General features: G+C 71.1%; 6 protein-coding genes. 3 read left to right on the forward strand and 3 right to left on the reverse strand.

All coding sequences use genetic code 11. The features are described from left to right. Window positions 1-222: 2-oxo acid dehydrogenase subunit E2 (locus AB0I16_RS19590; RefSeq protein ID WP_363250686.1), on the forward strand; the 222-nt coding region annotated here is incomplete at its 5' end. A gap of 48 nt (window positions 223-270) precedes the next feature. Further along, window positions 271-2,448 carry a carbon starvation CstA family protein gene (locus AB0I16_RS19595; RefSeq protein WP_363250687.1) on the forward strand — a complete coding sequence of 726 codons (2,178 nt, stop codon included), beginning with the start codon at window positions 271-273 and terminating at the stop codon, window positions 2,446-2,448. 439 nt (window positions 2,449-2,887) lie between these two features. Here the strand turns inward: AB0I16_RS19595 and AB0I16_RS19600 are convergent, their stop codons facing one another. Further along, the gene (locus AB0I16_RS19600; RefSeq protein WP_363250688.1) at window positions 2,888-3,352 is read right to left on the reverse strand and encodes a hypothetical protein; all 465 of its coding nucleotides are present in this window, start codon (window positions 3,350-3,352) and stop codon (window positions 2,888-2,890) included. Window positions 3,353-3,775: 423 nt separating this feature from the next. Here AB0I16_RS19600 and AB0I16_RS19605 point away from each other — a divergent pair, with 423 nt between their 5' ends. Then, entirely contained in the window at window positions 3,776-5,017 is a 1,242-nt protein-coding gene (locus tag AB0I16_RS19605; protein ID WP_363250689.1) for a serine hydrolase domain-containing protein, read from the forward strand. A gap of 145 nt (window positions 5,018-5,162) precedes the next feature. Here the strand turns inward: AB0I16_RS19605 and AB0I16_RS19610 are convergent, their stop codons facing one another. Together AB0I16_RS19610 and AB0I16_RS19615 are read right to left on the reverse strand one after the other, a co-directional pair. Next, window positions 5,163-5,681 (reverse strand): GNAT family N-acetyltransferase, encoded by a 519-nt coding sequence (locus AB0I16_RS19610; protein WP_363250690.1) that lies wholly within the window; start codon window positions 5,679-5,681, stop codon window positions 5,163-5,165. A 132-nt stretch (window positions 5,682-5,813) separates the two neighbouring features. After that, a complete protein-coding gene (locus AB0I16_RS19615; protein ID WP_363250691.1) occupies window positions 5,814-6,017 on the reverse strand; it encodes an MbtH family NRPS accessory protein in 204 nt (67 codons plus the stop codon). Window positions 6,018-6,131 lie beyond the last annotated feature (114 nt).

Consider the following 6,131-nt stretch of genomic DNA (forward strand, 5'->3'; position numbering starts at 1 on the left):
CCGCCGAACCAGGCCGCCATCCTCGGCATCGGCGCCACCGTCAAGCGCCCGGTCGTCATCAACCACCCCGACCTCGGCGAGACCATCGCCGTCCGGGACATGACCTACCTCTCGCTCTCCTACGACCACCGCCTGGTGGACGGCGCCGACGCCGCCCGCTACCTGACCGCGGTCAAGGCCATCCTGGAGGCCGGCGAGTTCGAGGTCGAACTCGGCCCGTAGCACCGCCGCGGTACACCGCCCCAGCACCTCACCAAGAAAGGCACCCTCGTGCGGAGCTCCCGCCAGGCACGGATCCTGCTCTGGATCCTCGTAGCAGCAGTCGGCGCGACCGGCTGGTCCGTCCTCGCCCTCGCCCGGGGCGAGCGGGTCTCCGCGATCTGGGTGGTCGCGGCGGCGGTCGGCTCGTATCTGATCGCGCAGCGCTTCTACGCCCGCTTCATCGCACGCCGCGTGCTCGGCGTCGACGACCGCAGGGCCACCCCCGCCGAACGGCTCGACGACGGCGCGGACTTCCACCCCACCGACCGCCGCGTGCTGTTCGGCCACCACTTCGCCGCCATCGCGGGCGCCGGGCCGCTGGTCGGCCCGGTGCTCGCCGCCCAGATGGGGTACCTCCCGGGCACCATCTGGATCATCGTCGGAGTGATCTTCGCCGGGGCCGTCCAGGACATGGTCACCCTGTTCTTCTCCATGCGGCGCGACGGCAAGAGTCTGGGTCAGATGGCGCGGGAGGAGATCGGCCTGGTCGGTGGCGTCGCCGCGTTGATCGCGGTGTTCGCGATCATGATCATCATCCTTGCGGTGCTCGCCCTCATCGTGGTCAACTCCCTCGCCCACTCGGCCTGGGGCACGTTCTCCATCGCAATGACCATCCCGATCGCCCTGTTCATGGGGTTCTACCTGCGCTGCCTGCGACCTGGCAGGGTCGGTGAGATCAGCGCCATCGGCGTGGTGCTGCTGCTGGCTTCGATCGCCGGCGGACGCTGGGTCGCCGAGTCGTCCTTCGGCGACGCCTTCGTCCTGTCGCCGAAGACACTGGCGCTGACCTTGATGGCGTACGGCTTCATCGCCTCGATCCTGCCCGTCTGGATGCTCCTGGCGCCTCGCGACTACCTGTCGACCTTCATGAAGGTGGGCGTGATCGTGCTCCTCGCGATCGGTGTGCTCGTGACGCTGCCCGACATGGCGGCGGCGCCCGTGACCGACTTCGCGCGCGCCGGTGACGGGCCGGTCTTCGCGGGGAGCCTCTTCCCCTTCGCCTTCATCACCATCGCGTGCGGCGCCCTGTCCGGCTTCCACGCGCTGATCTCCTCGGGCACCACCCCGAAGATGATCGAGAAGGAGTCGCAGGTCGCCGCGATCGGGTACGGCGGGATGCTGATGGAGTCGTTCGTGGCCATCATGGCGCTGATCGCCGCGTCGGTGATCGACCCCGGTCTGTACTACGCGATGAACGCCCCCGCCGGGCTGCTCGGCGACAGCCTGCAGTCCGCGTCGTCGGCCGTCGGCTCACTCGGGTTCACTATCAGCCCGGACGATCTGACGGCCGCCGCGAAGGCGGTCGGCGAGGAGTCCGTGGTCTCGCGCACCGGTGGCGCGCCCACCCTCGCCATGGGTGTCGCGCTGATCCTGTCCGACACCTTCGGCAGCAGTGGGATGATGGCGTTCTGGTACCACTTCGCCATCATGTTCGAGGCGCTGTTCATCCTCACCGCGGTGGATGCCGCGACCCGGGTGGGCCGTTTCATGCTGCAGGACATGCTGGGCAACGTCGTCCCGCGCTTCAACGACAAGGCGTGGCGGCCTGGGCTGTGGACCACCTCGGCCCTGGTGGTACTGGCCTGGGGGTACTTCCTGTGGGTGGGCGTGACCGACCCCCTCGGCGGGATCAACCAGCTCTATCCCCTCTTCGGCACGGCGAACCAGTTGCTCGCCGCCATCGCTCTCGCCGTGGCGACCGCCCTGCTCATCAAGTCCGGCCGCGTGAAGTGGTCCTGGGTGACCGGCGTCCCGCTGGCCTGGTGCCTGGCGGTGACCATGACCGCGAGCTGGCAGAAGGTGTTCTCCGGCGATCCCGCCGTGGGCTTCTTCGCGCAGCGGTCCCGGTACGCGGACGCCGTGGCCGAAGGCCGTCTGCTGGCGCCGGCCAAGAGCGCCGCGGACATGGCTGCCGTCGTGCGGAACTCCACGGTGACGGGTGTGCTGTCCGTCGTCTTCGCCCTGCTGACCGTGGTGGTCGTGGCGGCGTGCGCCCACGTCTCCGTCAAGGCGATCCGCCAGGGCGGGCGGCTCCCGCTGAACGAGGCGCCGCACGTGGAGTCCGCTCTCGGCGGTCCCACGACGGTCAAGCACGCCACCGACGCCGAACGCCCCGACTCGGCCGACCCGGCCGACCCGGCCGAGCCCACCCTCAGCCCGTCCGGCGGCCGGACACGACAAACCTGACGCTGCGGGGGGCGTCGCAGCGTCATCGGACATCACCCCCCTTACGTCGGCGCCCGGCTCGGCGACGACCTGTGCGGCGGCCGGGCGACGCGGTTGCCGGAGCCAGGCGTCACGCCGCCGTCTTCGGGGTCGGCGACTCGGGGTGGAACTGTTCGACGCGGTCGCGGGCCACATACATCTTCCAGTAGTGCTCGGCGAGGTCGTCCGGGTCGGCCACGTCGACCTGCGGGCGATCAGCGACGCGACGGTGAGCATGCCGCGCGGAAGCCGCCGGGCGGCCGATGCCCGTCGCACCGCTCACCCCCGAGGAGATGTACGACGTGCTGGGCGGCCTCGCCCGCCCGGGCGCCTGACCCTCCTGGCGCCCCCTCCGACACCGTACCGGCCAAGCGGCGCTGACCCCGGACCGGTCCCCCGCGTGCCGGTCACGGGGGCGGTCTCAGTGCCAGTTCTGCTCGCACTCGATGATCCGCGCGGACGAATCGGTGTGGCAGGCCCGGGCGCTGAGACTGCGCGCGCCCTGACCGAGGTGGTAGTAGTAGCTGCTGACCTCGGCGTCGCTGTTGGTCGAGCAGTCGTTGACGAGCGTGCGGTAGTGCCAGTGGCCGGCCCAGTTCCCGTCGCTGTTGAGGTTCTCGTAGCGGATCTGCACAGCACCGCAGTAGCCGTCGTTCTTCTGGTCCGACACGGCGCCGCGTACGGCGACACCCTCGTAGCCTGTCCACCAGATCTGGGTCTTCTGGTGGACCGAGCCGGCGGTCGACTCCGCCACGCGGTAGTTCCAGCCGCTCGGCGCGGAGCCGGCGGCGAACCAGTCATCGGTCGTGTGCGCACTCGCCGGAGTGGTGACCAACAGGACGGAGCCGAGCGCGGCCGCCGAGGCAGCCAGTATCCGAGCCTTCAACGCTTCCTCCCAATGGATCGTGAAACGGACATCGCGATTGTGGCAGCGGGCGCTTCGGCACACGTCAGACCAGCGCCGTACGGGGAATCAACCCGGAGCGGTAGACCGCCCGCGGTACACGCACCGTCGGATCTCCCCGACGTCGGCCGCCGGCTCCCGGTCCGGCGGCACCACGCCCGGGGCAACGACGCGCCTCCGGAAAGTGGCCGCTGCCGGTCCGGGACATGAAGTTCCGGTGGCCGAGGGGCGGTCCGCGCACTCCGGCCGACAACGGCGCCCGTGACAGGAACCGATGTGGCGCGTTGGCACTCATGCTCCATGAGGGCCGGGGACAGCACGCAGTGAACGCCCCCTCCCCGCCCGCCCGCACGCGGCACCCCCGCGTGTGCCGTTGTTCCACCGAGTCGAGAACGAGGAACCCACGTGTCCCCGCTGACCCGCAGACGCCTGGCCACGAGCGCCACCCTGATCGCCGCCCTCGCCGGCGTCCTCACCCCCGCCACCGCCGCCTCCGCGGCACCGGCGGCCCCCACCGCCCCGACCGTCCCCGCCCCCGACATGGAGGGCGTGAGCACGGCCCTGAAGGCCGCCATGGCCAATGGCGCTCCGGGTGCGATGGCCCGTTTCACCGGTCCCGACGGGGTCCGCACCCGCACCGCGGGCGTCCGCGACCGGGTCTCCGGCGCAGCCATGGACACCCGCGCCCGCTTCCGTATCGGCAGCGTCAGCAAGACGTTCTCCAGCGTCGTGCTGCTCCAACTGGTCGACCAGGGGAAGGTGGAGCTCGACGCGCCGGTCAACCGCTACCTTCCCGGCCTGCTGCCCGACGACCGCATCACGGTCCGTCACCTGCTCACCCACCGCAGCGGCCTGGCCGACTACTCCGACGCCATGTTCGCCAAGACCGTGCCCGGCTTCGAAGCGGTGCGCAACCGCGTCTTCACCTACCAGGAACTGGTCGACCTCTCCCTGGCCGAGCCCCGCACCACGGAGCCCGGCGCGAACTACAGGTACTCCAACGCCAACTTCGTCGTCGTCGGCATGCTGATCGAGAAGATCACGGGGACCTCGGCCGCCGAGCAGTACAAGCAGCGCATCATCGAGCCGCTGAAGCTGCGCAACACCTCCTACGTGCACCCCAGGACCGAGATCGCGGGGCTGCACGTACGCGGTTACCTCCACCCCGACGAAGCGGGGGCGCCGCTGGTCGACTCCACCGAGCAGACCGGTTCCTGGGCCCAGACCGCGGGCGCGGTCATCTCCAACCCCGCCGACCTCAACACCTTCACGACCGCGCTCATGCGGGGCAAGCTGCTCTCGCCCCGCATGCTGGACGCCATGACCACGGTCACCCCGACGGACACCACCCAGACCCGCTTCTACGGGCTCGGGCTGCGCCGCTACGACCTCTCGTGCGGCACCCAGGTCTACGGCCACACCGGCACCGTGCAGGGGTTCTACACCTACGCCTTCGCCACCCGCGACGGCCGTCGCTCGCTCTCCGCCATGGCCAACGCCTCGAACCGCGGCGTGGTCAACACCGCGCTCGGCGGAACGCTGGAGGCGGCCTTCTGCGGGAAGAAGACCCCCGCCTCCGCGTCGGCCAAGGCCCCGCGCGGCCTCTCCACCCTGCCGGCCGAAGCCGACCTGCGCGAGAACCGCTGAGGACGGCCGCGCTCCGGGGCCCTGACGCGCCACGGCCCCACGACCGCGCGGCATTCCGAGGCGACCGGCCGGTCCCGTTCATGTGCACGTGAACGGGGCCGGCCGACCCCGTGGGCGCGGCCATGAGGAGAGGCCGACGGCCGGGTCAGGCCCGGTCGGCGGCCGGGGTCTGGATGACCATCATCTTCGTGACGGTGCCGTCGTCGCCGACGACGTCCTTGACGTGACGGAAGCCCAGGCGGCGGCAGAGGGCGAGGCTCGCGGTGTTCTCGGCGCCGACCATGCCGTACGCCTCGCTGAGCCCGAGGGTGTCGGCGCCGTACCGGAGCAGGCCGTGTACGGCCTCGCCGCCCAGGCCCTGGCCCCAGTACGCGGGGGCGAGCGCGGTGATGAGTTCATGGCCGTCGACGTTGCCGGTGGGCTTCACCTCGGCGTGCCCGACGTAGGCGCCGTCCATCCACAGGCCCCATACGTCGAACCGGTGCTGCGGGTAGACGTCGGTGAGGATCGCACGGAACACCTCGCGCAGTTGCGGCTCGGGCACGAGGTCCTGGCCCATCCACCGGCACACCTCCGCGTCCCGCAGCAGGGCGACGAAGTGGTCCTCGTGTTCGGGCCGGTAGGGCAGGAAGTCCAGGCGTTCGGTGCGCAGGACGGGGGTCATGTCGGGCTCCTCGGGAGTGATGCCGTTCGATGGGGGGCCGAGGGCGGTGGGGCGCCGGAACGGTGACGTGCCGGGGGCGCCGGGCCGTCGCGGATGCTCGACGGCCCGGCGTGCCGGTGCGTGCGGGTCCTGTCAGGCCCCGGCGCTCTCCATGCGCTCGCGCAGGCTCTTGGGCCGCATGTCGGTCCAGACCTCGTCGACGTAGGCGGAGCACTCGGCCTCGGTGCCCTCCTTGCCGACGGGCTGCCAGCCCGCGGGCACCTCGGTCTCGGTGGGCCAGAGCGAGTACTGCTCCTCGTCGTTGCGCAGCACCTGGTAGCGGGTGTTCTCGTCCATGTCGCCTTCTTTCGTCGTCCGGTCCGTCCGGTCCGTCCGGTCCGGAGGGAGGGTGGGGGTCGTGGGCATCGGGTGAGGGGATGCGGGGGTGGTCGGGGCGCGGGGGGCGTGCGG

The sequence above is a fragment of the Streptomyces sp. NPDC050703 genome, assembly GCF_040654435.1.
Classification (GTDB): Bacteria; Actinomycetota; Actinomycetes; order Streptomycetales; family Streptomycetaceae; genus Streptomyces.

Excerpts from the sequence above, each read along its gene's own strand:
- AB0I16_RS19615 (WP_363250691.1), bottom strand. The coding sequence starts at position 6,017 with ATGGACGAGAACACCCGCTACCAGGTGCTGCGCAACGACGAGGAGCAG.
- AB0I16_RS19610 (WP_363250690.1), bottom strand. The coding sequence starts at position 5,681 with ATGACCCCCGTCCTGCGCACCGAACGCCTGGACTTCCTGCCCTACCGG.